Below are 245 nucleotides of genomic sequence, written 5' to 3'. Positions count from 1 at the left end.
GCTCAGACTGCCGAATTTTATTACTCACTGGGAGCAACAGACAAAGTTAAAGATTTACTCGCTTATGTTTTCTCCTATTACACAGACACAACTTACGACCCGGAACACCACTATCCTCTTAAAAACTACGCGCAACGGTCAATTGAGCAATACCAGTATCCTCTGGCTATTATCGCAAGCTTAATGGAGTTGACTTACCCGAACACACCTAACCTTGCCGTACAGTTAGTAAAGCCGGAGATGTC

Annotated in this window: 1 protein-coding gene; it reads left to right on the top strand. The window is 43.7% G+C overall.

Translation table 11 applies throughout. The annotated features are described in order from the left end of the window. Positions 1-245: hypothetical protein (locus SB749_RS20495; RefSeq protein WP_410711931.1), on the top strand; the 245-nt coding region annotated here is incomplete at both ends.

This window comes from Brevibacterium sp. SIMBA_078, assembly GCF_046534565.1.
In the GTDB taxonomy this organism is placed as follows: Bacteria; Actinomycetota; Actinomycetes; order Actinomycetales; family Brevibacteriaceae; genus Brevibacterium.
Note: the sequence above shows the minus strand (reverse complement) of the source record. Positions and strands in the feature narration are given on the sequence as shown.